The sequence below is a fragment of the Brevundimonas sp. genome (assembly GCF_024711105.1).
Lineage (GTDB): Bacteria > Pseudomonadota > Alphaproteobacteria > Caulobacterales > Caulobacteraceae > Brevundimonas.
Genome location: NZ_JANJTL010000007.1, coordinates 1 through 23,324 on the forward strand (window position 1 = coordinate 1; position 23,324 = coordinate 23,324).

Sequence of the window (23,324 nt, forward strand, 5' to 3'; positions counted from 1 at the left end):
AACACGGCGGGCTCGCCCCGCTTCAGCCGCGGCAGGAAGGCCTCGAACCAGGCGCGGAAGTCGTGGGGCGCCAGCACCCGGCGCATCAGCTCGGCCTCCTTCAGCGCCGGCGACAGGAAGGCGTCCTGGTCGGGCTCCCAGGCCGGGCAGTCGCGGTCTCGCCCGTGCCAGCCTAGGGCGCGCTCGCGGCACATCTCGGCCAGGCGGCGGTCCTCCAGGGCCTCGGCGTAGTCGAGGGTCAGGCGGAGCGCGAAGGCGGAGTTGAAGTGGGTCCCGGTCCGGACCGGATAGGCGGCCAGCGGCAGGTACGCCAGGAAGCGGTCGGCGAAGGCTTCGGACAGGGGCTCCAGCGCGCGCGACCAGCGCCGCCCGGCGTGGGTCTCGTGCCGGCTCAGTTCGGCCTGCAGCATCAAGAGCCAGGCCCAGCCGTAGGGCCGCTCGAAGCCGCGGCTCTCGGGGCGGTCGAGATAGGCGCGCTCGGCCTCGACATTGGCGTCGCTGAACAGGACCTCGGCGGCGCGTTCGATGCGCTCGGCCTCCGGCATCTGCGGGAAAAGCCGAAGCAGGGTCGCCAGGGTCCACCAGCCGTGCACGCAGGAGTGCCAGTCGAAGCTGCCGTAGAAGATCGGATGCAGCGCGCGGGGACCGAGCACGTCGTGGGGGCCCGCCAGGACGTGATCCAGCTTGTGCGGATACTCCCGCCCGACGTGGCCCAGCGCGGTGGAAGCGAAGCGGGAGGCGAGCGAGAGGTCGAGTTCCGTGCGCATCAGAAGGCCAGGAAATACATCAGGCAGATGTTGGCGATGAGGATCATCCCGGCGGTCGGCAGCTGGGCCCGGATCACGCCGTTGAACGGCTTGTCCCGGTCGGGCAGGTCCAGCAGGGCCGCAGGCACGACGTTGAAGTTGGCCGCCATGGGCGTGGTCAGGGTCCCGCAGAAGCCGGCCAGCATGCCGATGGCGCAGACCACGGCGGGGTTGCCCCCGAACTGCAGGATGACGATGGGCAGGCCCACCGCCGCCGTCATCACCGGAAAGGCCGCGAACGCATTGCCCATGACGAAGGTGAAGGCGGCCATGCCGACGCAATAGGCGATCACGGCCATGAGTCGGAGGTCGAGCGGCAGATAGGTGGTCAGAAGGGCGCCGACCTGGTCGCCCAGTCCCGCCAAGGCGAAGACCGCCCCCAGCGCCGCCAGGGTCTGGGGCAGGATGCCGGCCCAGCCGACAGCGTCCATCAATCTGCGGCCTTCCTGCAGGGGTGTGATCGGACGCGGCCTGAGCCACGCCATGGCGGCGATCAGGGCGATGACCACGCCGAGCGCCAGCGCAATGATCGTCGGCTGCTCCTCGCCAAACAGGGGCGTCTTCTCCAGCACAAGCACGCCGATCAGGGCGACGGCGGGAATGATCAGGGCCGGCAGGAACAGGGCGTCGCCGCGCCGCTCGGCGCTCTCCAGTCGCTCCTGCGCGGACGTGGTCGGCGGGCTCGACTGGCCGAGCAGGCGGAAGCCGGCGAGCAGCGCCAGCAGCAGGACCAGGACCCCGTTCATCAGGTCCGACAGCCACGACCCGAACAGAAAGCTGACCGCGAGCAGGGCCCAGAAGGCGGCCGTGCCGAACCGCCGGGGATGGGCCCGGTCCAGCACGGTCAGAACGGCGAAGGCCGCGAACATCAGCCCGGCCAGCACATAGACGTGGGTCAGGGTGATCATCGGCCGGCCTCCTCGGCCGCCGCTTCGCGGGCATGGCGCTCTCCGGCGTGCTGCGCCGCCTCGCGGCCGAGGGCGCGATCGAGCAGCAGCAGGCGGGTCCCGTGGATCAGCAGGGCCACGATCGCGGTGGGGATGGCCCAGACCGCCAGCTGCAGGGGCTCCAGGTAGATGCCGTTGGCCTCCAGGAAGCCCTTGATCAGAAGGATCGAGGAGATGGCGATGAAGATGTCCTCGCCGAAGAACAGGGCGATGTTGTCCGCCGCCGCCGCATGGCTGCGCACGCGGTAGCGCGTCTCGTCGGAGAGGTCGGGATCCCGGGTCTCGGCAGCCGCCTCGGCCATGGGCGCGATCAGGGGCCGGACCATCTGGGGGTGGCCGCCGAGCTTGGTCTGGCCCAGGGCCGCCGAGATCTGACGCAGCATGAAATAGGCGAGCAGGATGCGGCCCGTCGTGGCGCCGCGGACCTTGGAGACCAGGATCTTGGCCCGCTCCTGCAGCCCGTGCCGTTCCAGCAGGCCGATCAGCGGCAGGACGATCCAGATCACGCTGATGTAGCGGTAGTCGTTGAAGGCCTTGCCGAAGGCGGCCAAGGTGTCGACCGCCGCCTGGGCCAGTTCCCCAACCCCGACCCCGGGCGCCACGGCCGCCGCGGCGCCGGTGACCAGCGCCGCCAGCACGATCACGATCAGCGGGTTCAGGCGGACGACGAAGCCGACCACCAGAACCAGCACCCCCAGAAGCACCCACATCGGCGCGACCCCTCTCCCGTTCCCCGGCCCGACCCTAGTCCCGCCCGCCGATGCTTGCCAGCGGCGCCCGGCTTCGCCAGATTGCCGCGCCTCAGTCATGGGGCGGCTCCCGAGCATTTCCCGACCCCGCAAGCGAGAGAGCATGGGCGACATCAACACCGTGGGCGTCATCGGCGCCGGCCAGATGGGATCGGGAATCGCGCACGTGTGCGCGCTCGGAGGCCGCGAGGTGCGGCTGCACGACCTGGCCGCCGACCGGCTGGAAGCCGCGCGGGCCGAGATCGGCAAGAACCTCGAGCGGCAGGTCGCCAAGGGCGCGGTGACCGAGGCCGAGGCCAAGGCCGCGCTCGGCCGCATCAGCCTGACCGCGCAGATGGCCGACGCCGCGGCCGCCGACCTGGTGATCGAGGCCGCGACCGAGCACGAGGAGACCAAGAAGGCGATCTTCCAGGCTCTGACGCCTCACCTGTCGCCCACGACCCTGCTTGCGACCAACACCTCCTCGATCTCGATCACTCGCCTGGCCGCCTCGACCGACCGGCCCGACCGGTTCATCGGCCTGCACTTCATGAACCCCGCGCCGGTCATGAAGCTGGTCGAGATCATCCGCGGCATCGCCACGGCCCCGGCCACCTACGAGACGGTCAAGGCCTTCGCGGAATCGCTGGGCAAGACCACCACCGACGCCGAGGACTATCCAGCCTTCATCGTGAACCGCATTTTGGTGCCGATGATCAACGAGGCCATCTACGCCCTGTACGAAGGGGTGGGCTCGGTGCGCTCGATCGACACCTCGCTGCGGCTCGGCGCCAACCACCCGATGGGGCCGCTCGAGCTCGGCGACTTCATGGGGCTGGATACGGTGCTGGCGATCATGAACGTGCTGCATGACGGCCTGGCGGACACCAAGTACCGGCCCTGCCCGCTGCTGGTTAAATACGTTGAGGCCGGCTGGCTGGGCCGCAAGACCGGGCGCGGCTTCTACGACTATTCGGGCCCGACGCCCGAGCCGACGCGATGAACGCCATCCCGGGATCGGCGCCGGTTCGCTGGCGGGAGAGCCCCTATCTGTGGGCGCCGGTGTCCTGGCTGGCCGGGCTGGCCTGGCCGCCGCTCCTGCTTACGCTGGTCCTGTTTCCGCCCCAGGGCTGGTGGATCGGGCTGGACATGGACTGGCGCTTCGCCAGCCTGATCGGAGCCGCCCTCGCCTCCCCGGTCGCCCTGGAGCTCATCCGGCGGGAGCGGGAGACCACGGGCCGCCCCTCGTCGCGGCTGGGTGTGATCTGGCGCTTCACCGCCTATGGCGCGATCCTGGCGGTGGTGCTGCAACTGGCCGCCACCCTGGTCCTGCTCGCGTACGGCTGGAGCCGCGCTTCGGGCCTGGCCCAGGGGGTGGGCGTCGCCGAAACCACCTTTCTGATCTATGGCGTCGGCCTGTTGCCCCTGACGGCCGCAGTCGGAGCGGCCTATGCGGCCTGGGCCGGGCTGATGGCGGCGATGATCGCCTTCGTGCCGACGCCTCCTCCCCTGCGCGCGCCGAGTCACATTCTGGGCCTGCCCGAGGACGAGTCCGCCGCCTGATACGACAGGGGGTTGCGCTCGGCCCCGTCCCGTTGAAGTGTCGGCTTTCGGACCGTCAGGGGAGGCGACGATGACCAGCACCACCACCACGCCCGAAGTCCCGATCGCGGGCCCGGCCACGCCGCTCGCCCCCGTGCGGGGCGCCGACCGGCTGTTCAGCCTGGACGTGGTCCGTGGGTTCGCGGTTCTGGGAATCCTGGCGGTCAACGCCATGACCTTCGCCCATCCCTATCAGGTGGTGTCCAACACGACCCTTCAGCCGGGCGGTTTCGAAGGCGACGCGGTGATGGCGTGGCAGGTGATGCACGTCTTCTTCGAAGACAAGATGCGGACCCTGTTCTCGATGCTGTTCGGGGCCTCGATCTTCCTCATCGGCGGCGAGCGCTCGGACAAGCCGAGGGGCCGCCTGCTGCGCAGCCGCCTGTTCTGGCTGGCCATCTTCGGCGCCGTGCACGGCGCCGCCTTCTGGTTCGGCGACATCCTGCTGCTCTACGCCTGGACCGGCCTGTTCGTGATGCTGGCCCGGTCGTGGAGCGCGCGCCGGCTCCTGATCGTCGGCGTTGTCCTCAACCTGGTCTGTTCGGCGCTCTACGTCGCCATGATGATGTCGCTGCAGTTCGCTCCGGCCGAGGCCCTCGCCCAGGCCAAGCAGGGCTCGGGCTGGCTGTCGGATCCGAGCGCGGTCCAGGCCCTGTACGAACGCTTCCAGGGCGGGGCGCTGGAGACCACCCAGGCGGCCTTCCAGACCTGGCTGTCGGTCGCGCCGATGATGGTGATCTTCTTCATGCCGGCCACGGCGGCTCTGATGCTCATCGGCATGGGCCTGTTCAAGGCCGGCTATTTCGCCGGGCGGTCCCCGACCTGGGTCTATCTGCTCTTCATCGCGCTCGGCGCGGGAGCCCTCTGGCTGATCTGGGGCGAAAGCGAGTCGATCGTCGCCGGCGGCTTCCAGTTCCTCGACATGATGGTCAAGCCGGTGAACAGCTTCCTCGCCCCGTTCGCTTCGCTCGGCTACGCCGCGATCCTGATCCTGCTGGGGAGGTTCGGCGCCCGGCTGCTGCTGCACCCGCTGGCCAGCGCCGGCCGGATGGCCTTCACCAACTATCTGACCCAGACCCTGATCATGACCACCCTGTTCTACGGTGGTCGGGGCCTGGGCTGGTACGGCGAATACGGCTGGCCCGAGATGTGGACCATCATCGGCGCGGTCTGGCTGGTCCAGCTGATCTGGTCGCCCCTGTGGCTGGCGAAGTTCTCCATGGGCCCGCTGGAGTGGCTGTGGCGCTGCCTCACCTACCGGCGCTGGGTGCCGATCACTCGGACCGCCTGATTGCGTGGGCGGTGACGGCGCGGTAAGCGCGCCGTCATGGCCGACAATGACAGCTTCCGCCCCGAGGCCCGCAAGGCGCGGGGCCTGACCGACCGCCGCGGGCGCGACCTCATCGCCGAGCGCCGCATCGTCTCGGCAGTGTCCGAGATCTATGAGCGCTGGGGCTTCGAGCCGCTCGACACGCCGGCCATCGAGCACGCCGACGCGCTCGGCAAATTCCTGCCCGACGCGGACCGGCCGAACGAGGGCGTCTTCGCCTTCCAGGACGACGACGAACAGTGGCTGGCCCTGCGCTACGACCTGACCGCGCCGCTTGCCCGCTTTGCGGCCGAGCACTGGCAGACCTTGGCCAAGCCTTATCGCCGCTACGCCTTCGGACCGGTGTGGCGAAACGAAAAGCCCGGTCCGGGCCGCTTCCGCGAGTTCATCCAGTGCGACGCCGACACCGTCGGCTCGGACCGGCCCGAGGCTGACGCCGAGATCGTCGCCATGGCGGTCGAGGGCCTGTCAGCGGCCGGCGTGCCCGAGGGCGGCGCGGTGCTCAAGATCAATACGCGGAAGCTGCTCAACGGCCTGCTCGACCGGCTGGGCGTGGCGCCGGGCGGTCAGACGCTGGCGGTGCTGCGCGCCATCGACAAGCTCGACCGGCTGGGCGACGCCGGCGTGCGTGACCTTCTGGGCAAGGGCCGGCTGGACGAGTCCGGCGCCTTCACCAAGGGCGCGGAGCTGGCGGGCGACCAGATCGAGCCAGTGCTCGCCTTCCTGGGCGCCGGTGCCGAGGGGCGTTCGGCGACCTTGAACGCTCTCTCCGACGTCGTGGGCGGCTCGGCCGAAGGCGACGCAGGGCTGGAGGAGCTGTCGCGGATCGATGCGGCGCTCAAGGGGCTGGGCGTGGGCGACGACCAGGCGACCTTCGATCCGTCCGTGGTGCGCGGATTGGAATATTACACCGGCGCGGTGTTTGAGGCCGAACTGGTGCTCAAGGGGCCGGTCGAGTCGCTGAAGCTGGGCTCGGTGGGCGGCGGCGGCCGCTATGACGACTTGGTGGCCCGCTTCACCGGAGAGCGAGCGCCGGCGACGGGCTTCTCCTTCGGGGTCAGCCGGCTGGCCTATGCGCTGCAGTCGATGCGCGAAGCCGAGGCCGGCCCGCGCGGCCCTGTGGTGATCATCGCCTTCGAGGATTCCGCCATGGCCGACTATTTCGCCGTGGCCTCCGAGCTTCGGGGCGCAGGGATCGCCGCCGAGGTCTACCTCGGCCGGTCAGGTCTCAAGGCGCAGATGAAATACGCCGACCGCCGCTTGAGCCCGGCCGCGATCCTCATCGGCGGCGACGAATTGGCGGCCGGAACGGTCACCATCAAGGACCTCGATCTCGGCCGGAAACTAGCCGCCGGCGCGGATGTGGAGACCTGGCGGAGCGAACGGCCCGGCCAGTTCACCGTGCCGCGTTCCGGGATGGTCCAGGCCGTCCGCGACATCGTCAACGGCAAAGGCTGAGGCCCTTTCCCGCAAGGGGTAACTGAACGCCGATAAGGTGGGTTTCTCAGCTGCTGGCGGCGTTTCTCCCGTTGACAGGAAGGGGGAACGGGCGTTTTCCTCTGGCCAGCGAGACGGGCTTCACCGCCTGTTTCCGGCGTTTCGGGGAGGAAACGCCCGCTCCTGATGAAGAGCAGAGCCCGTCGCGATTTATCCCCCGCGGCGGGCTTCTCTTTTGTCCGACCCCCTAGATCCCGCCCAGAACCGCTTGGGCGAACCGCCGCGGCGCGCCCTCGTCGTAGCCGAGGTAGAGGTCCGGCTCGATCAGTTCGGCCTCCATCATAAGGGGCCGGCCGTCGAGGCCCGGCACCAAGTCTATCCGGGCGTAGAGAAGCGGCTCCTCGACAGCTTTCAGGATGGCCGCGGCCGCGTCGTGTTCGGCCGCGCTGGGCTCGACGGCGGAGATCAGCCCGCCCCATTCCGGCTGAACCCGGAAGTCCCCCGGCTTGGCCACCTTGCGGATGGCGTGGCTGAAGCGGCCGCCGAGGAAGATCAGCGAAGTCTCGCCGTCGGTCTCGATGGCGGGCAGGTAGGGCTGGACCATGGCTGCGCCGTCGGGCGCGCCGTCGAGCGGATCACCGGGCCCCAGCCTGAGCGTGCGGTAGGCGCTGGCCGATACCGCCGGCTTGACCACCAGGCTCCCGACGCCGAAGCGGGCGCGCGCCTGGTCGAGCGCGACCGCATCGACCCCGTCCACATGCAGCGTCGGGACCGCGGGGGCGCCGGCCTCGCCGAGCCTCTGCAGATAGCTCTTATCCGAGTTCCAGCGCAGCACCGACGGCGGGTTCATGACCGGCAGGCCCGCCGCCTCCCAGGCGTGCGTCGCCTCAAGCCAGCGCGCGTGGTCGCGGTGATAGCCCCAGGTCATCAGCGGCAACACGAGGTCGAACCCCGAAAGGTCACCGGGATCGGTCCAGGCCCGTCCCTCCAGCTCGGCGCCTGCGCCGGACAGGGGATCGGCCATGCGGCCAAAGACCTCGCGCCAGCGGCCCTGGAAGGACTCGTCGTCGGGGTCGGGGGTCAGGATGCAGAGTTTGGGCATGCCCGCCTTCTGGCGCGGCTCCGGCCGTATTTGAAGCCCGCACTGGCGAGCCGGGCGTCAAAAGGCTAATCGCGGGCCATGACCGAAACCACCCACGACCTCTGCGCCGTCGGCAACGCCATCGTCGATGTCCTCGCGCCCTGCGACGACGCCTTTCTCGAGCGCGAGGGCCTGGTGAAGGGCTCGATGATGCTGATCGACGAGGCTCGGGCGGTCAGCCTTTACGGCGCCATGGCCGCGGGCGTTGAGGCCTCGGGCGGCTCGGCCGGCAACACCATCGCGGGCGCGGCCTCCTTCGGGGGACGCGCGGCCTATATCGGCAAGGTCGCCGAGGACCAGCTCGGCCAGGTCTTCCGCCACGACATGCAGGCCATCGGCGCGGCCTTCGACACGCCCTACCTGTCCTCGGGTCCGGCGACGGGCCGCTCGCTGATCAACGTCACGCCCGACGGCCAGCGGACCATGTCGACCTTCCTCGGGGCCGCCAACCAGCTGACGCCCGACGACATCGACGCTGAGCTCGTGCGCAACTCGGAGATTCTCTATCTCGAAGGCTATCTGTTCGACCCGGCCGACGCCCGCGCCGCCTTCGTGCGCGCCGCCGAGGTGGCCCACGCCGCCGGCCGCCGGGTGGCCGTGACCCTGTCCGACACCTTCGTGGTCGACCGCTGGCGCGAGGAGCTCCTGCCCTTCATCGAGAGCTCGGTGGACATCGTGCTGGCCAACGAGGCCGAGCTGCTCAGCCTGTTCCAGGAAACCGATTTCGAGACGGCTCTGGCCCGGCTGCGCCCCATCGTCGAGGTGGCCGCCGTCACCCGTAGCGAGAAGGGCTCGGTCATCGTCCGCGACGACGAGCGGGTCGAGGTCAAGGCCTATCCGGTCGACAAGGTCGTCGACACCACAGGCGCCGGCGACCAGTACGCGGCCGGCTTCCTGCTCGGCCTGGCGCGCGGCCTGCCGCTGGAGACCTGCGGCAGGCTCGGCTCGCTGGCGGCGGCCGAGGTCATCGCCCACTGGGGCCCGCGGCCGCTGGCGTCGCTGAAGGGTCTGGCCGAATCCGAGGGCCTGATCTGACCATGGCCGAGAAGAAGGGCGGCTGGTTCTCGCGCCTGACCGAGGGGCTGTCGCGCTCCTCGAAACAGATGAGCGAGCAGGTGGTGCAGGCCTTCGCCACGCGCGAGCCCCTGACCGCCGCCCAGCTGGACGCCCTTGAGGAGGAGCTGATCGAGGCCGACCTCGGTCCGGCGGCCGCCGCTCGCATCGCGGCCCGCTTCGGCGAGCTCCGCTTCGGCAAGGCCTCGGACGAGACCGAGGTGCGCACCGCGCTGGCCGAGGCGGTCGCCGCCGAGCTGCTGCCGCGCCAGGACACATTCGATCCCCTGTCGGGCCCGCGCCCCTATGTCGTGCTGTTCGTGGGCGTGAACGGCTCGGGCAAGACCACCACGCTCGGCAAGATCGCCGCCAAGCTGACCCGAGAGGGCGCCAAGGTCATGGTCGTGGCCGGCGACACCTTCCGCGCCGCCGCCGTCGAGCAGCTGAAGATCTGGGCCGAACGCGCCGGCGCCCACTTCGAGGCGCGCCGCCAGGGCGCGGACGCCGCTGGCCTGGCCTTCGACGCCTTCACCAAGGCGAAGGCCGAAGGCTTCGACGTCGTGCTGATCGACACCGCAGGGCGGCTGCAGAACAAGCAGGCGCTCATGGACGAGCTGCTGAAGGTCGTCCGCGTCCTCAAGAAGATCGATCCGGACGCCCCGCACGAGACGCTTCTGGTGCTGGACGCCACGGTCGGGCGCAATGCGCTCGCCCAGGAGCAAATCTTCGGGCGCACCGCCTACGTATCTGGCCTGGTGATGACCAAGCTGGATGGAACCGCTCGCGGCGGGGTGCTGGTGCCGGTGGCCCAGGCCTCGGACGCCCCGATCAAGCTGATCGGCGTGGGCGAGGGGATCGATGATCTCCAGCCCTTCGACGCGCGCGCCTTCGCCCGCTCGCTGGTCGGCCTGACCGAGGAGCCCCAATGAGCGCCAAGTCCCACTCCAGCCTGCGCCAGTTGGTCGATTTCGGGGGCCTGCTGGCCTTCGCCCTGACCTTCGCCTTCCTGCGCATCGCGCGCGGCATTGAGGGCGACGAGGCCCTGATCAACGCCACCTGGGTGCTGGTCGCGGGCTCGGCCATCGGGGTGGCGGTCGGGCTGATCGTCGAGAAGCGGCTGGCGCTCCTGCCGCTCATCGTGGGCGGCTTCGCCCTGGTCTTCGGCCTCCTGACGGTCCTGACCCACGACGACGTCTGGGTGAAGATCAAGGTCACCGCCCTGAACACCGGCCTAGCCATCGCGCTCCTCGGCGGCGTCTGGATGAAGAAGCAGCCGCTCAAGGCCCTGCTCGGCACCGTGATCCCGATCAATGACCGCGCCTGGACGATCCTGACGATCCGCTACGGCCTGTTCTTCGCGGGCGTGGCCATCGTCAACGAACTGGTTCGCAGCGAGGCCCTGGTGGCCTGGGCGGCCGCCCAGCTAGGCCGTCCGAACGTCGATCCGGCCGATGTCTGGGTCAGTTTCCGGGGAGTGCTGTGGATCGCCTCGTCCGTGTTCGGCATGTCGAACATTCCGCTGATCCTGCGCAACATGGTCAAGAACGACGAGCCGTCCGACCCCATGGCCCCGACGCAGCCGGACACCGCGCCCTAGCGTCACAGACCTGACGCACGCTTGTCGTGGTGCTGAGCCTTCCGCGTGCGAAGAGCCGTACGCGGAGCAGTCACGCTTGGGAGTGGGGCATGGCCAAGTCGGGAAAACGCAAGGCAAGTGGTGCGCTGGCGGACTCACCCAGCCACCTTCTGCACCGCGCGCTGCAGGCGGCGTTGGGCGTCTTCGTCGAGGAGACGGGCGCGAGCGCACTGACCCAGAGGCAGTTCGCCTTGCTGGCCGCGGCCGCCGAGCTTGAGGCGCCTTCCCAGACCGATCTGGTGACCGCAACCGGCATCGACCGCTCGACGCTCGCTGAACTGACCGCCCGCATGATCGCCAAGGGACTGCTTGAGCGCGAGCGCTCCGCCACCGACGGCCGGGCCAAGACCGTTCGGGTCACGCCAGCGGGCGCCGAGGCGCTGGAAGCGATGCGGCCGCGCGTTAAGGCTGCCGACAAGCGAATCCTGTCGCTGCTCCCCAAGCCCAAGCGCGAGGGTTTCCTGAAGCTGTTGGCCCGGCTGGGTGAGGCCTCGGCTCAGGAGCCCCCGTCCGCCCGTGGTCCCGGCGATGGCAAGACCAAGAAAGGCAAGGGGAAGTCAAAGAAGAGCGGCCCGGCCGACCCCGCCGAGCCCCCAGTCACGGCCTAGGCCGGATCGCTGTCCAGGACGAACTCACGGCCCAGGTAGTGGGCGGGGTTCAGGCGTTCGCCACGGCGGCGGACTTCGAAGTGCAGGTGCGGGCCGGTTGAATAGCCGGTCGAGCCAACCCGGCCGATCAGCTGTCCGCCGCCGATGCGCGCGCCGGCGACCACGCCCTGCTCGATGCGGCTCAGGTGACCATAGAAGGTGCGCACGCCGTTGGGGTGGCGGATTTCGACATAGTTGCCATAGCCGGTGTCGTAGCCCGAGGCCGTGACCGTGCCTTCGGCCGAAGCGAGGACGCGCGACCCCTGCGGGGCGGCGATGTCGACGCCCTGGTGCATGCGGGCGTGGGCTTCGCCCTGCAGACGCCGAATGCCGAAGTTCGAGTTGATCGGATGATTGGCCACCGGCCGCTCGAAACGGATGGTGCGCACAAAGGCGACCGGCTCGGCCACGACCGGCGGGGGCACGGTCTCGGTCACGGCAGGTTCGGCTTCGGTCTGCGCCACGGTCAGGGCCTCGGGCGCGGCGGCCATGGCCATTGCGGCCACGACGGCCAGGGTCGAAACCTGCCCGAACCGATAGAGAATGAGCTTTGCGGTCGAAACCATTCGGGTGTCGGCCTCTTGCTGGCGAACTGAACAGGAAGGCCACGCACCCGGCGTGGCCCGTGGCCCTCCGGGGGCCGGCGGATCGTCTGGCCGCAGATTGCGGTGGGAGGCGGTACGCTACAGCTGCCCCCGAACTCGGGGACCGGCGCTGTTAACCGAACCGATGTTCTCTATCAACCACGAGAAGGTGGCGAAATCAGGGATGGCCCGCCGGCATCAGGGTGCGGAAGGGCGCATAGGCCACCGGCGCGGCGTCGAAGAAGCCTTCGTGGGCATGGCCGCCGTCCGTCGCGCCCGGCGCGACATTGAGAGCGGCGAAGGCCTGGCCGAGGAAGTCCTCGGGATTGATCTGCTCGCCGTCGCGGCGAATCTCGAAGTGCAGGTGCGGGCCCGTCGACCGGCCCGTCGAGCCCACCGAACCGAGACGCTCGCCGGCCTGGAGGCGGTCGCCCTCGGCCACCACGATGGCGCTGAGGTGGGCGTAGAAGGACGTTACGCCATTGTCGTGGCGAACCTCGACGTAACGGCCGTAGGAGGGGCTGGTCCCGGTCCGCAGCACCTCGCCTTCGGCGGCGGACAGAACCGGTGTGCCGGACGGAGCGGCGAAGTCCAGGCCCTCGTGCATCCGGGCGCGGCGCTCGTACGACAGGCGACGCAGGCCGAAGCGCGAATTCACGGAATAGCCCTCGACCGGCGCCGAGAAGGCGATCATCCGGACGGCGGCGAAGGGCTGGGCGATGGAGGAGGTCTCGGTGTCGATGTCCGCGTCAGCGGCGCGAGCCGGGCCGGTCATGGCGACGACGGCGCCGACCAGCAGCGAGGCCCAGAAAGCGGCCTTGGGGAACTTCTGGTCGGCGGTGGTGGTTCTGAAGGACAAGAGCCCGCGCTCCGGCTGCTGTTTAAGGTCAGTCGAGTGGGGCGGAACGCTGTGGAACCGCGAAGATCAGTTTGGGAAACCCCGAACGTGATCGTCATATGGCTTGCCTGCGGCGGGCATATAACCGGGCGGAATGTCGCACCCCGGGAACCAGATGTCGCAGTTGTGGATTGAGCCGGGTTCGACTGTGCTCAATGTTGCTGTCGAGACACTCGACTGGTGCGTAAGTAACACAAAACTAGTCTGAGGCGCCCGATTCGAAGGCCCGCGTCGCCTCCTCCAGCGCTTCGCCCATTGCCGCGCGCAGCTTTTCCGGGCCGTCGATTCGGACGTTTTCGCCCCAGGTGAACAGGTGCCATGCCAGTTCGCGCATCCCGCTGGCCGAGAATCGGACAGTCACCGAGCCGTCGGAGTTCTCCGTGATCGTTTGGGTCGGGTGGAAGCGCCAGGCGCGCGCCTCATCCGCCTTGGCCGGACTGATGGTCAGGACCACGTCCTGCACCTCGTCCTGATAGACGCCGAAAGAGCGGTTGGCGAAGGCCGCCAGATCGAATCCTTCCGGCGGCGAGGCCAGGCGATCCAGCACCTCGATCTGTTCGATTCCGTCGAGCCTGAAGGTGCGTGGGCTGTCCGACCCGATCTCGGTCGCCACCAGATAATTGGCCCGTCCGAACATCAGACCGCAGGGCGCCATCTCGCGCCGTCGGCCGGGCGTGGAGCCGCGCATGTAGGTGAAGGCGATGGCGGTTCCGGCCATGATCGCCTGGCGAATGGCCGCGAGCGTGGCCTCGTCCTCATAGGGCCGCGGGCCGGCCTGGACCGCAATGGTCTCGGCCCGCACCAGCGCCTCGAGGTCCGGCGCCATGCGGTTCAGCGAGGTCGAGCGCATGGCCGCGCGCACCTTCAGCTCGAGGCTCTCGAGCGCCGCGGCGCGCACCCCCTCCCCCTGTCGGCGTAGGGCCTCGGCGGCCTTCGTCAGCTCCAGCAGTTCGGTCGTGGTCGGCGCCTGCTCGAAGGCGGACAGGCCGCCGCGGATGCGCCAGCGCTTGGTCGGCGGGTCGGACACCTCCTCGGCTTGAGGAAACAGCATGAGCACCGCGTCGCGCAGCCGCTCGGCGGTGCGCCGGCCGACCTCCATGTCGCGCGCCATTTCATCGAGCGTCAGGCCCTCGGCGCTGGCCGCCAGCCTGCGCGCCAGCTCCAGCACCACCGCCGCCTTGTCGTGCCGCATGCCGTCCCCCCACTAGATACGTCCGATATTGGCGGATAGCAGGTCTACATCTGTTCTCACAGACCGCCAAGGAGAACGTCATGGCCCGCTCGCTGCTCCGCTCCCTGACCCGCCGCGCCCCGGCCCCGGTGCGCCGACTGGACGGCCTGGTGCTCGTGCCCTGCGCCGCGCCGGACCACGACCTGTGCGTGCTGTGGGATCCGTCGGAAGAGCAGATCGTCGATGTCCTGCCCCGCGCCTCGCTCAGCGCCTACACCGATGAGGACGACCTGTGGCACGAGGCCCGCACCGGCTGGGACCACCAGCCCCAGGCCCTGGCGGCCTAGACCACGCCGGAAGCCTTGAGGCCGGCGATCTCCGCCGCCGACAGGCCGAGCCCGGCCAGGACCTCCTCGGTGTCCTGGCCCAGCGCCGGCGGCGCGCGGTCGTAGGCCACCGGCGTCTCGGACAGGCGGATGGGGCTGGCCACGGTGCGAACGGGATCGGAGAGATCGGCGCGGTCCTGGCTGACGACAAGGCCCCGGGCCTGTCCTTGCGCCTCCTCGAACACCCGGTCGATGGTGTTGATCGGCCCGCATGGCACGCCGGCCTCCTCGAGCGCCGCGATCCACTCATCGGTTGTTCTGGGCGCGAACAGCGGCGCCAGCGCCCCGACCAGCTCGGACCGGTTCTCGACCCGCAGGGCGTTGGTCGTGAAGCGCGCATCGGCCGCCAGCTCAGGCGCCCCGAGAGCAACGCACAGGCTGCGGAACTGGCCGTCATTGCCGACCGCCACCACCACCGCCCCGTCCGCCGTGGCGAAGGGCTGGTAGGGCGCGAGATTCGGGTGCGCGTTGCCCATGCGGCCGGGCGCCTTGCCTGAAACGAAGTAGTTGGTCGCCTGGTTGGCCAGCATGGCCGCCTGGACCTCGAACAGGGCCAGATCGACGTGCTGCCCCTGCCCCGTCGCCCGCGCGTGCAGCAGGGCCGCGAGGATCGCGTTCGACGCATAGAGGCCGGTGAACAGGTCCGCGACCGCAACCCCCACCTTCATCGGCTCGGCCCCCGGCGCGCCGTCGGGCTGGCCGGTGACAGACATCAACCCGCCCATCGCCTGGATCATGTAGTCGTAGCCGGCCCGGTCCTTCAGCGGCCCGGTCTGGCCGAAGCCTGTGATCGAGCAGTAGACCAGCCGCGGATTGATCGCGGCCAGGCTGGCGTAGTCCAGGCCGTACTTCTTCAGGCCGCCGGTCTTGAAGTTCTCGACCACCACATCGGCCCGCTCGGCCAGGCGCCGCAGCAGGTTCGCCCCCTCCGGCTTGGCCATGTCGACGGTCAGGGACCGCTTGTTGCGGTTGGCGCACATGAAATAGGCCGCGTCGCCGCGCCCGCCGTCCTGCGTCCGGGTGAAGGGCGGGCCCCAGCCGCGCGTGTCATCGCCCGCGCCGGGCCGCTCGACCTTGATGACCTCGGCCCCCAGGTCCGCCAGCACCTGCGTCGCCCACGGCCCGGCCAGCACCCGCGACAGGTCCAGCACGACGACGCCTGAGAGGGGGCCACGGGTCTGCATGACCTGCGCTGTAGCGTGCGTCGCGCCGGGCCGAAAGCCGCCCGATCCCGCGATCGCATTGACCCCTCGGGCCGGGACGCGCATGTGCGGGCCATGAGCGACTGCCGCCTCTATCTGCTGACCCCGCCCGCCATCCCGGACCTCGACGGTTTCGCAGCCCGGCTGGAGGAGGCGCTGGAGGCCGGGGACGTGGCCTGCCTGCAGATCCGGCTGAAGCCGGCCGAGGACGCCGAAATTCGCCGCGTCGCCGAGCGGCTGGCCCCGATCGCCCAGGCGCGGGGCGTGGCGGTGATCCTGAACGACAGACCAGACCTGGTCGCGCCGCTGGCGCTGGACGGGGTTCACGTCGGCCAGGGCGACGCAAGCTACGCCGAGGCGCGCCGGACGGTCGGGTCCAACCGGATTGTCGGCGTGACCTGTCACGACAGCCGCCACCTGGCCATGGAGGCGGCCGAGGCCGGGGCCGACTACGTCGCCTTCGGCGCCTTCTTCGACAGCCCGACCAAACAGGCGCTGACGAGGGCCGACCCGGAAATCCTTTCGATCTGGCAGGAGACCATGACCACACCGTGCGTCGCCATCGGCGGAATCACCCCCGACAACGCCCAGGACCTGGCCGCCGCCGGCGCCGATTTCCTCTGCGTCGGCTCGGGCGTCTGGGACTGGCCACAGGGTCCGGGAGAGGCGGTCCGGCGGTTGAACGCAGCCATCTCCCAGGGGCTCGACCGGCGCCGAGCCTAAAGAGGGCGTTAGCGTTCTTCTGGTAGCGGGAGACGACGATCGTCCCCATTCGCGCGCTCCCGATGACCTCGACTCCGCTTCCCCTGCACGCCGACCGGCCGCTCCGCGCGATCTCGGCCACACATGCGCGCGCCAAGCGGCGCGAGGAAGCGCTGGCCATGGCCGGCCCGATCGCGGCGGCGGCTCTGGTGTGCCTGCTGGCGGTCGTGGCCATCACCACCTCGCGATCCGCGGGCCTCGTCGCCTGCCTCTGGGCGGCGGCAGGGGTGGCGGTGGTCGCCTGGCTGCGCGGTCCCAAGATCGCGAACTTCGATCTGATCTTCGCCGGCGTGCTGGCGGTCGCCTACGGCGTGGCGAACCTGCTGGTCGGCAACGACCTGCCGACCTCCATGATGTTCACCACGGCGAACATGATCGAGGTGACGCTCGCGGTGCTGCTGATCCGGCGCTTCTGTTCAGACACCTATTTCCGCACCGTCGACGGCTTCGCGCGCTTCATGCTGTTCGGAGCCATCGTGCCCGCAGCCGTCAGCGGCCTGTTCGCCGCCGGCGCGCTGTCCGTGGTCCGCGGAGACGACTTCCGCGCGATGTTCGAGACATGGTGGTTCGGCCATGCGCTCGGCATGGCGGTCATCGCCCCGACGGGCCTCGCCTTCCGCCGCAGGCACCTGCTCATGCTGCGGTCGCCTCGGAAAGTGGCTGAAGCGGTGTTCCTGCTCGGACTGACCGGCGCGACCGGCCTGGCCGTCTTCTCGCAGAGCACGCTTCCGGTCACTTTCGTTATCGTGCCGGCTCTCATACTGACGGCGGTTCGCCTGCGGGCGCCGCTGACGGGCGTCGCACTGGTGATGCTGTCCCTCATCAGCATCGGCTCGGCCATGCTGGGCCAGGGGCCGCTGCACGCCATGTTCCCCGAGGCCACCGCAGGGGAAGAGGTGCGGATCGCCCAGCTTTACATGATCATGGGCGCGCTGCCCGCGCTGCTGGTCGCCGTTATCCTCGAAGAACGAGACGGCCTGGCCGAGCTGGCGCGGCAGGGTCAGGCGCGCGCCGAACGCGCGTCGGAGGGCAAGTCCCGCCTGCTCGCCAACGTAAGCCACGAGATCAAGAGTCCCATCGGCGGCGTCATCGGCATCGCCGAACTGTGGCGCAGCGGCCAGTTGGGGCCCGTGTCCCAGACACAGGCCGAAATGAGCGAGATGCTCATCAAGACCGCACGCCAGATCGAATCCCTGGCCCATGACCTTCTGGACGTCTCCAGAGCGGAAGCCGGCGCGGTGTCGGTCGACATGCGGCCCGTCGACGTCGGCGCCCTGCTGGAGGACGTCAAGCGGGCCGCGGCCCTCATGCCCGAGGCGAAATCGGTCCGGCTGGAAATCGACCGCCCGGCCGAACGCCTGCTGGCCCTGGCCGACTCTCAGCGCCTGTCGCAGGTGATGACCAATCTCGCCGTGAACGCGATCAAGTACGGGGGTTCCGGGGGCCTTGTGGTCTTCCAGGCGGCCTCGATCGGCCACGGCCAGGTGCGGTTGACCGTGGTGGACCGCGGGCCTGGCCTGTCGGAGGAGAAGCAAGCCGAGCTGTTCGAGCCCTTCAATCGCCTCGGCATGGAGCGCTCGACCGTCGAGGGCCACGGCATCGGCCTGGCCCTGGCCAAGCGTCTAGTCGAGCTGCAGCAGGGCCGCATCGGGGTCGTGAGCCGTCCGGGCGAGGGCGCCGCCTTCTGGGTCGAACTTCAGGCCGCCTGAACCCGCGATATCCCGGCGCATCGCCGCGCCTTGCCCTTCGCCCCTCGCCCCTGTAGGGAACGCGCCCGCATTTCCCGCTCAATCCGAACGCGCGCGCACCCAACATGAAGATCAACGGCAACGCCATCAAACCCGGCATGGTGCTCCAGCACGAGGGCGGCCTGTGGGTCGTGACCAAGACCAGCCACGTCAAACCCGGCAAGGGGGGCGCCTTCGCCGTGGTCGAGGCCAAGAACCTCGAGACCGGCTCCAAGCTGAATGAACGCTTCCGCTCCGACGACCGCGTCGAGCGCGTGACCCTGGAGCAGAAGGACTACAGCTACCTCTATGACGGCGGCGACACGCTGGTGTTCATGGACGACGCCTCCTACGAGCAGATCGAGCTGCAGAAGGACTGGGTCGGCGAAGACCGCATCCCCTACCTCCAGGACGGCATGAAGGTGGTGATCGAGAGCCACGAGGGCCGCCCGATCGGCCTCAGCCTGCCCGAGCAGGTGGTGCTTGAGGTCGCCGAGACCGAGCCGACCGTGAAGGGCCAGACCGCCTCGTCCTCCTACAAGCCGGCCATCGCCTCGAACGGGCTGCGCATCATGATCCCGCCGTACATGTCGGCCGGCGAGAAGATCGTCGTGGACACCGAAACGGGCGAATACGTCCGCCGCGCGGACTGACGTCCGATGGCGCTCGGCTCTCCCGTCGTCCAGGTCATGATGGACGCCGTGCGCAAGGCCGCCCGGCCGATGGCGCGCGACTTCGGCGAGGTCCAGGCGCTGCAGGTGTCCCGCAAGGGGCCCGGCGACTTCGTGTCGGCCGCGGACCTGCGCGCTGAACAGGCCCTGTTCGAGGCCCTAATGAAGGCCCGTCCCGGCTACGGCTTCCTCGGCGAGGAACGGGGCATGGTCGAGGGCACGGACAAGAGCCACACCTTCATCGTCGACCCGATCGACGGCACGACCAACTTCATCCACGCCATGCCGCACTTCGCCATCACCGTGGCGCTGGAGCGCGAGGGCGAGATCCAGGCGGGCGTCACCTTCAATCCGATCACCAACGAGCTATTCTGGGCCGAGAAGGGCAAGGGCGCCTATCTCAACGACCAGCGCATCCGGGTGTCCGGCCGGCGTGACCTGGCCGACTGCCTGATCGGGACGGGCCTGCCCTTCATCGGGCGGCCGGGTCACGGCCAGACCATCAAGGAAGTTCACGCCATCGGCCAGCGCGTGGCGGGCATCCGCCGGCTGGGCTCGGCCGCGCTCGACCTCGCCTGGACGGCGGCGGGCCGCTACGACGCCTTCTGGGAGCGGAATCTCCAGCCCTGGGACGTGGCGGCGGGGCTGCTCCTGATCACCGAGGCGGGCGGCGTCGTCTCCGGCCTCGACGAGGACCATGATCCGCGCGCCGGCAAGTCAGTCTGCGTCGGCGCCCCGGAAATCCAGCCCCAGCTGCGCAAGCACCTTCTGGCCGCCTGATCGCCCTCAGGCGATGATGTCGGGCAGGATGTGCGCCTCGAGCCGAAGGATCTCGTCCTTCAGGGCCAGCTTCTTGCGCTTGAGCCGGGCGATCAGCAGCTGATCGGGCAGCACGGTGGCTTCCAGCGCGGCTATCGACGCGTCGATGTCCTGATGCTCCTGACGTAGGACAGCGACCTTTTTCCGGAGGATGTCGTCGGCAGTTTCGGTCGGCTCGTCGTCGTTCATCGAAGCCAGTCGGCGCAAGGGATCAGCAGGCGCGAATCATACACCCGAGGCGGGCGTGTCCGATAGCCGTCCGGCCAGGGTTATCAGCCCCTGGCGGGGCGTCCGGTCCGACCAGAGCCGGGCCGCGGCGACCATGGAGGGCAGCGGATCAAAGCCGGTCGCCGGCGGCGGTCCCGCGATCTGCTCCAGGGCTTCCAGCAGGCCCCGCTCGGCGGCGAGCTCCACTGCCTTGACCTGATCGCGCAGGGCCAGGCGTCGGGCGTCCTCCATGTCTGAGATCGGCTTCTTGAGCAGGCGGCACACGGCCCTGAGCGGATCGATGGCGGCGCCATGCCAGCTGCGCGCGGCGTCGACGGCGGCTTCGACGTCGTCGGGATCGACAGGGCCGCGCCAGGCCGCCCACAGCAGCAGCGGCACGGACTGGCCGTCGTCATCCTGCAGCGACAGGCAGGCCTCATCCACGCCCGGCCGGGCGTAGGCGGCGACGGCCCATTCCCACAGGCTCACGCCTCGTCGCCTCCGGCCAGCGCCAGGCCGCGCCAGCGGCGGGTCCTCTCCCAGTCCAGCCCGAAGACGTCGAGCGCGCGGCCGACAGACTGGTCGACGATGTCGTCCACGGTATGGGGTCCGGCGTAGAATGCCGGCAGCGGCGGTGCGATCACCGCGCCCATTTCGGCCAGCGCCGTCATGGTCCGCAGGTGGCCCAGGTGCAGCGGCGTCTCGCGCACCATCAGCACCAGCGGCCGACGCTCCTTGAGCATCACATCGGCGGCGCGGGTCAGCAGGCTGGAGGTCACGCCGGTGGCGATCTCGCTCATGGTGCGCACGGAGCAGGGCGCGATCAGCATGCCCATGGTGCGAAACGAGCCCGAAGCGATGGTCGCGCCGACGTCGGCAGCCCGGTGCGTCACGCTGGCGCGGGCCGACAGGTCCGTCAGCGTCAGGCCGGTCTCCTGCGTGAGCGTCAGGGCGGCGGCGCGGCTGGCGACGAGGTGGGTCTCAACCCCCAGTTCGGAAAGCGCTTCCAGGGCGCGCAGGCCGTAGATCGCGCCCGAGGCGCCGGACAGGCCGACGACGATCCGACGGGGATGCGGCTCAGCGCTCATCGCACTCCTCACGAGATGCTCTCGCGTTTGTGATTCCACACTGGTCCCTGACGGGTGTGGAGTCGACCGTCCATTCAACGAAGGAGCTACCCGCCATGGCGATAGACGCTCGCATCCGCGAACTCGGCAACCGGCACCGCAGCCTCGACGAGGCCATCCAGCAGGAGCTGCACCGACCCTCCGCGGACCCCCTGAAGCTCAGGGAGATGAAGCGTCGCAAGCTCCGCCTGAAGGAAGAGCTTCACCAGCTGTCCGCCCAGGCCTGACGGCCCGGGCGGACATTCCGGCCTAGTCCTCGGACCGGCCGAACACGCCCTCGACGGTCGGCTCGGCGCGGCGACGGCCGTCGTCTTCCTCGTCGGCGACCTCCGGCTCGTGGGTCTCGACCTGGGGCTCCGCCTCGCCGGCAGGCTGAAGGGTCGCGCCGCCGGCCTTGGCCAGTTCCTTGGCGCGCTTGTCGGCCGCCTTCTTGACCACCGCGTCCAGCTCCAGCTGGCCCACGAGGCCCAGCGTCACCGGGTCGACCGGCTTGATGTTGGCGGTGTTCCAATGGGTGCGACCGCGCACGCTCTCGATGGTGGCCTTGGTCGTGCCCAGCAGCTTGGCGATCTGGGCGTCGGTCACCTCGGGGTGATGCTTGACGAACCAGGCGATGGCGTCCGGACGGTCCTGGCGGCGCGACACGGGCGTGTACTTGGGGGCCTTCTTGTTGGTCTTGAGCAGCTCGGCGTGGCGGCTGACCTGGGCCTGCATGCGGTAGTTCGGATCGGCCTGGGCCTTGTCGAGCTCCTCGCGCGTCAACTGGCCGTTGCCGATCGGGTCGGCGCCGCGGATGTCGTGGGCGATGTCGTCGGCGATCCGCTTCACTTCCAGCGGGTGCAGCCCGCAGAAGTCGGCGATCTGCTCGAAGGTCAGGGAGGTGTTGTCGACCATCCAGACCGCGGTGGCCTTGGGATAGAGGATATCGGTCATGCGTCGGCGCTCTCGAAAGGCGGTCGAACCCTTGCCAGGTCCTGGAAACGGCGGCGCCCGGCCTTTCGGCCGGGCGCGATTGAAAAACCTATAGGACCGTTCCGCGAAAAAGGGAACGAGGATGTAGGATGCCGCCCGGCCGATCCGTATTCCCCGACAGCAGCCCAGGGAGACGCCCCATGTCGTACGTTGATGGTTATGTGCTCGCCGTGCCGAAAGACCGGCTGGACGACTACAAGAAGATGGCCGAGCAGGGCCGCGACTGCTGGATGAAGCACGGAGCGCTCTCCTACGTCGAAGCCCTGGCCGATGACGTGCCCTATGGCGAGCTCACCTCGTTCCCGCGCGCCGTGCAGGCCAAGGACGACGAGGTGGTGATCTTCTCCTTCGCCACCTACCGCGACCGCGCCCACCGCGACGAGGTCATGGCCAAGGTCATGGAGGACATGAAGATGAACCCCGAGGACATGCCCTTCGACGGCAAGCGCATGATCTGGGGCGGCTTCAAGGCCTTCGTCCAAGCCTAGGGCTCGAGCACGATCTTGCCGAGGTGGCCGCCGGCCTCGAGCCGGCGGTGCGCCTCGGCGGCGTCGGAGAGCGGCAGGGCGGCCTCGATGACCGGTGAGAAGCGGCCATCGGCGATCCAGGGCCAGACCGTCGCCTCGATGGCGGCGGCCAGGCGGGCCTTCTCGTCGGCGGGCCGGTTGCGCAGGGTCGAGCCGGTGATGGTCAGGCGGTTGCGCATGACCCGCGCCAGGTCGAGCTCGGCGCGCGGGCCCGACTGATAGGCGATGATCACCAGCCGCCCCCCAAACCTCAGGGCGGCGACATTGGCGGCGAGGTAGTCGGCCCCGACCATATCGAGGATGACGTCCGGCGCCGCGTCGGCGAGGCGCGCGGCGAAATCCGGGCCGGTGGCGTCCAGGGCGATGTCCGCGCCGAGCTCCAGCGCCTGCTCCGCCTTGGCCGCGCCCCTCGAGGTGGCGACGACACGGGCTCCCTGAGCCCTGGCCATCTGGATCGCCGTCACCCCGATCCCGGAGGTCGCGCCGTGGACCGCCAGGGTCTCGCCCGGCTTGAGCGCCCCGATCTCGAACACATTCGCCCACACGGTGAAGACCGTCTCGGGCAGGGCCGCCGCCTGGCGAAAGTCGAGCCGTTCCGGCACAGGCAGGGCGTGGCGGGCGTCCACGACGGCGTATTCCGCATAACCTCCGCCGGGCAGCAGGGCGCAGACCCGGTCGCCCACCGACCAGCGCGAGGCGCCCTCCCCGACGTCAGCGACCTCGCCGGCCACCTCCAGCCCCAGGATCTCCGAAGCGCCGGGCGGCGGCGGATAGAGACCGCGCCTCTGCAGGATGTCAGGCCGGTTCACGCCCGCCGCGCGCACACGGATCAGGATTTCACCCGGCCCGGGCGTGGGGCGGGGGGCCTCGCCCAACCTGAGGCTATCCGCATCACCGCCGCCGGCTTCGACGATCACGGCGCGCATGGTGGAATGGCTCATCGG

Annotated in this window: 28 protein-coding genes; 15 read left to right on the forward strand and 13 right to left on the reverse strand. The window is 69.7% G+C overall.

From position 1 onward, the window contains the following. From Q0M60_RS00315 to Q0M60_RS00325, 3 genes are all read right to left on the reverse strand, one after another. The coding region (locus Q0M60_RS00315; protein WP_296814442.1) for a DUF2891 domain-containing protein at positions 1 to 767 on the reverse strand (767 nt) is incomplete at its 3' end. Beyond that, positions 767 to 1,714, reverse strand: a complete 948-nt coding sequence (locus tag Q0M60_RS00320) for a DUF979 domain-containing protein (RefSeq protein ID WP_296814445.1) — start codon at positions 1,712 to 1,714, stop codon at positions 767 to 769. The genes Q0M60_RS00320 and Q0M60_RS00315, both read right to left, overlap by 1 nt. After that, positions 1,711 to 2,463 carry a DUF969 domain-containing protein gene (locus Q0M60_RS00325; RefSeq protein WP_296814447.1) on the reverse strand — a complete coding sequence of 251 codons (753 nt, stop codon included), beginning with the start codon at positions 2,461 to 2,463 and terminating at the stop codon, positions 1,711 to 1,713. The genes Q0M60_RS00320 and Q0M60_RS00325 overlap by 4 nt, the downstream gene beginning before the upstream one ends. 142 nt (positions 2,464 to 2,605) lie before the next feature. Between Q0M60_RS00325 and Q0M60_RS00330 the strand changes: the two genes are divergently transcribed. From Q0M60_RS00330 to hisS, 4 genes are all read left to right on the forward strand, one after another. Then, entirely contained in the window at positions 2,606 to 3,484 is an 879-nt protein-coding gene (locus Q0M60_RS00330) for a 3-hydroxybutyryl-CoA dehydrogenase (RefSeq protein WP_296814450.1), read from the forward strand. Further along, on the forward strand, positions 3,481 to 4,044 hold the full coding sequence (locus Q0M60_RS00335; RefSeq protein WP_296814453.1) for a phthalate transporter: 564 nt from the start codon (positions 3,481 to 3,483) through the stop codon (positions 4,042 to 4,044). The genes Q0M60_RS00330 and Q0M60_RS00335 overlap by 4 nt, the downstream gene beginning before the upstream one ends. A gap of 70 nt (positions 4,045 to 4,114) precedes the next feature. Further along, complete coding sequence (locus Q0M60_RS00340) at positions 4,115 to 5,374, forward strand: DUF418 domain-containing protein (RefSeq protein WP_296814456.1); 1,260 nt, start codon at positions 4,115 to 4,117, stop codon at positions 5,372 to 5,374. A gap of 36 nt (positions 5,375 to 5,410) precedes the next feature. Then, positions 5,411 to 6,871: a histidine--tRNA ligase gene (hisS, locus tag Q0M60_RS00345; protein ID WP_296814458.1), complete on the forward strand. Its 1,461-nt coding sequence runs from the start codon at positions 5,411 to 5,413 to the stop codon at positions 6,869 to 6,871. 226 nt (positions 6,872 to 7,097) lie between these two features. Here hisS and Q0M60_RS00350 read toward each other — a convergent pair whose 3' ends face one another. Beyond that, positions 7,098 to 7,952, reverse strand: coding sequence for a transporter (locus Q0M60_RS00350; RefSeq protein ID WP_296814460.1), 855 nt, complete (start codon positions 7,950 to 7,952; stop codon positions 7,098 to 7,100). Positions 7,953 to 8,030: 78 nt separating this feature from the next. On the opposite strand from Q0M60_RS00350, the gene Q0M60_RS00355 reads away from it, so the two are divergent. The 4 genes from Q0M60_RS00355 (at position 8,031) to Q0M60_RS00370 (ending at position 11,288) form a co-directional block, all read left to right on the forward strand. Beyond that, positions 8,031 to 9,026 carry an adenosine kinase gene (locus Q0M60_RS00355; RefSeq protein WP_296814463.1) on the forward strand — a complete coding sequence of 332 codons (996 nt, stop codon included), beginning with the start codon at positions 8,031 to 8,033 and terminating at the stop codon, positions 9,024 to 9,026. A 2-nt stretch (positions 9,027 to 9,028) separates the two neighbouring features. Then, positions 9,029 to 9,973, forward strand: coding sequence for a signal recognition particle-docking protein FtsY (ftsY, locus tag Q0M60_RS00360; RefSeq protein WP_296814467.1), 945 nt, complete (start codon positions 9,029 to 9,031; stop codon positions 9,971 to 9,973). After that, a complete protein-coding gene (locus tag Q0M60_RS00365) occupies positions 9,970 to 10,641 on the forward strand; it encodes a septation protein IspZ (RefSeq protein ID WP_296814469.1) in 672 nt (223 codons plus the stop codon). The genes ftsY and Q0M60_RS00365 overlap by 4 nt, the downstream gene beginning before the upstream one ends. Positions 10,642 to 10,730: 89 nt before the next feature. Further along, on the forward strand, positions 10,731 to 11,288 hold the full coding sequence (locus Q0M60_RS00370) for a MarR family winged helix-turn-helix transcriptional regulator (protein WP_296814471.1): 558 nt from the start codon (positions 10,731 to 10,733) through the stop codon (positions 11,286 to 11,288). Here Q0M60_RS00370 and Q0M60_RS00375 read toward each other — a convergent pair. From Q0M60_RS00375 to Q0M60_RS00385, 3 genes are all read right to left on the reverse strand, one after another. Next, positions 11,285 to 11,893: a M23 family metallopeptidase gene (locus tag Q0M60_RS00375; RefSeq protein WP_296814473.1), complete on the reverse strand. Its 609-nt coding sequence runs from the start codon at positions 11,891 to 11,893 to the stop codon at positions 11,285 to 11,287. The genes Q0M60_RS00370 and Q0M60_RS00375 overlap by 4 nt on opposite strands. 196 nt (positions 11,894 to 12,089) lie before the next feature. Beyond that, positions 12,090 to 12,770 carry a M23 family metallopeptidase gene (locus tag Q0M60_RS00380; protein ID WP_296814476.1) on the reverse strand — a complete coding sequence of 227 codons (681 nt, stop codon included), beginning with the start codon at positions 12,768 to 12,770 and terminating at the stop codon, positions 12,090 to 12,092. 238 nt (positions 12,771 to 13,008) lie between these two features. Continuing rightward, positions 13,009 to 14,001: a WYL domain-containing protein gene (locus Q0M60_RS00385; RefSeq protein WP_296814479.1), complete on the reverse strand. Its 993-nt coding sequence runs from the start codon at positions 13,999 to 14,001 to the stop codon at positions 13,009 to 13,011. A gap of 80 nt (positions 14,002 to 14,081) precedes the next feature. Between Q0M60_RS00385 and Q0M60_RS00390 the strand changes: the two genes are divergently transcribed. Continuing rightward, entirely contained in the window at positions 14,082 to 14,327 is a 246-nt protein-coding gene (locus tag Q0M60_RS00390) for a hypothetical protein (RefSeq protein WP_296814482.1), read from the forward strand. Here the strand turns inward: Q0M60_RS00390 and Q0M60_RS00395 are convergent. Continuing rightward, positions 14,324 to 15,550 carry a CaiB/BaiF CoA-transferase family protein gene (locus Q0M60_RS00395; protein WP_296814485.1) on the reverse strand — a complete coding sequence of 409 codons (1,227 nt, stop codon included), beginning with the start codon at positions 15,548 to 15,550 and terminating at the stop codon, positions 14,324 to 14,326. The genes Q0M60_RS00390 and Q0M60_RS00395 overlap by 4 nt on opposite strands. 93 nt (positions 15,551 to 15,643) lie before the next feature. Here Q0M60_RS00395 and thiE point away from each other — a divergent pair, with 93 nt between their 5' ends. The 4 genes from thiE to Q0M60_RS00415 all read left to right on the forward strand — a co-directional run bounded on the left by thiE (position 15,644) and on the right by Q0M60_RS00415 (position 19,508). Beyond that, positions 15,644 to 16,291, forward strand: coding sequence for a thiamine phosphate synthase (gene thiE, locus Q0M60_RS00400; RefSeq protein ID WP_296814488.1), 648 nt, complete (start codon positions 15,644 to 15,646; stop codon positions 16,289 to 16,291). A gap of 62 nt (positions 16,292 to 16,353) precedes the next feature. Then, positions 16,354 to 18,039 carry a sensor histidine kinase gene (locus Q0M60_RS00405; RefSeq protein ID WP_296814491.1) on the forward strand — a complete coding sequence of 562 codons (1,686 nt, stop codon included), beginning with the start codon at positions 16,354 to 16,356 and terminating at the stop codon, positions 18,037 to 18,039. 104 nt (positions 18,040 to 18,143) lie between these two features. Continuing rightward, positions 18,144 to 18,710 (forward strand): elongation factor P, encoded by a 567-nt coding sequence (gene efp / locus Q0M60_RS00410; protein WP_296814494.1) that lies wholly within the window; start codon positions 18,144 to 18,146, stop codon positions 18,708 to 18,710. Between the two features lie 6 nt (positions 18,711 to 18,716). Continuing rightward, positions 18,717 to 19,508 carry an inositol monophosphatase family protein gene (locus Q0M60_RS00415; RefSeq protein ID WP_296814495.1) on the forward strand — a complete coding sequence of 264 codons (792 nt, stop codon included), beginning with the start codon at positions 18,717 to 18,719 and terminating at the stop codon, positions 19,506 to 19,508. Positions 19,509 to 19,514: 6 nt separating this feature from the next. Here the strand turns inward: Q0M60_RS00415 and Q0M60_RS00420 are convergent, their stop codons facing one another. Genes Q0M60_RS00420 through Q0M60_RS00430 form a run of 3 tightly spaced genes read right to left on the reverse strand, consistent with a single transcriptional unit; the run spans position 19,515 to position 20,842 of the window. Continuing rightward, positions 19,515 to 19,736 carry a DUF465 domain-containing protein gene (locus Q0M60_RS00420; protein ID WP_296814497.1) on the reverse strand — a complete coding sequence of 74 codons (222 nt, stop codon included), beginning with the start codon at positions 19,734 to 19,736 and terminating at the stop codon, positions 19,515 to 19,517. 36 nt (positions 19,737 to 19,772) lie between these two features. Beyond that, a complete protein-coding gene (locus Q0M60_RS00425; RefSeq protein WP_296814500.1) occupies positions 19,773 to 20,243 on the reverse strand; it encodes a TIGR02444 family protein in 471 nt (156 codons plus the stop codon). Beyond that, positions 20,240 to 20,842 carry a UbiX family flavin prenyltransferase gene (locus Q0M60_RS00430; RefSeq protein WP_296814502.1) on the reverse strand — a complete coding sequence of 201 codons (603 nt, stop codon included), beginning with the start codon at positions 20,840 to 20,842 and terminating at the stop codon, positions 20,240 to 20,242. The genes Q0M60_RS00425 and Q0M60_RS00430 overlap by 4 nt, the downstream gene beginning before the upstream one ends. Before the next feature lie 95 nt (positions 20,843 to 20,937). Between Q0M60_RS00430 and Q0M60_RS00435 the strand changes: the two genes are divergently transcribed. Beyond that, entirely contained in the window at positions 20,938 to 21,108 is a 171-nt protein-coding gene (locus Q0M60_RS00435) for a DUF465 domain-containing protein (RefSeq protein ID WP_296814505.1), read from the forward strand. 22 nt (positions 21,109 to 21,130) lie between these two features. On the opposite strand, the gene Q0M60_RS00440 is transcribed toward Q0M60_RS00435, so the two are convergent. After that, complete coding sequence (locus tag Q0M60_RS00440; protein ID WP_296814507.1) at positions 21,131 to 21,814, reverse strand: cell cycle transcriptional regulator TrcR; 684 nt, start codon at positions 21,812 to 21,814, stop codon at positions 21,131 to 21,133. A gap of 179 nt (positions 21,815 to 21,993) precedes the next feature. On the opposite strand from Q0M60_RS00440, the gene Q0M60_RS00445 reads away from it, so the two are divergent. Then, the gene (locus Q0M60_RS00445; protein ID WP_296814510.1) at positions 21,994 to 22,341 is read left to right on the forward strand and encodes a DUF1428 family protein; all 348 of its coding nucleotides are present in this window, start codon (positions 21,994 to 21,996) and stop codon (positions 22,339 to 22,341) included. Here Q0M60_RS00445 and Q0M60_RS00450 read toward each other — a convergent pair. Continuing rightward, a complete protein-coding gene (locus Q0M60_RS00450) occupies positions 22,338 to 23,321 on the reverse strand; it encodes an NAD(P)H-quinone oxidoreductase (protein ID WP_296814512.1) in 984 nt (327 codons plus the stop codon). The two genes, Q0M60_RS00445 and Q0M60_RS00450, sit on opposite strands and share 4 nt — an antisense overlap. Positions 23,322 to 23,324: the final 3 nt, after the last annotated feature.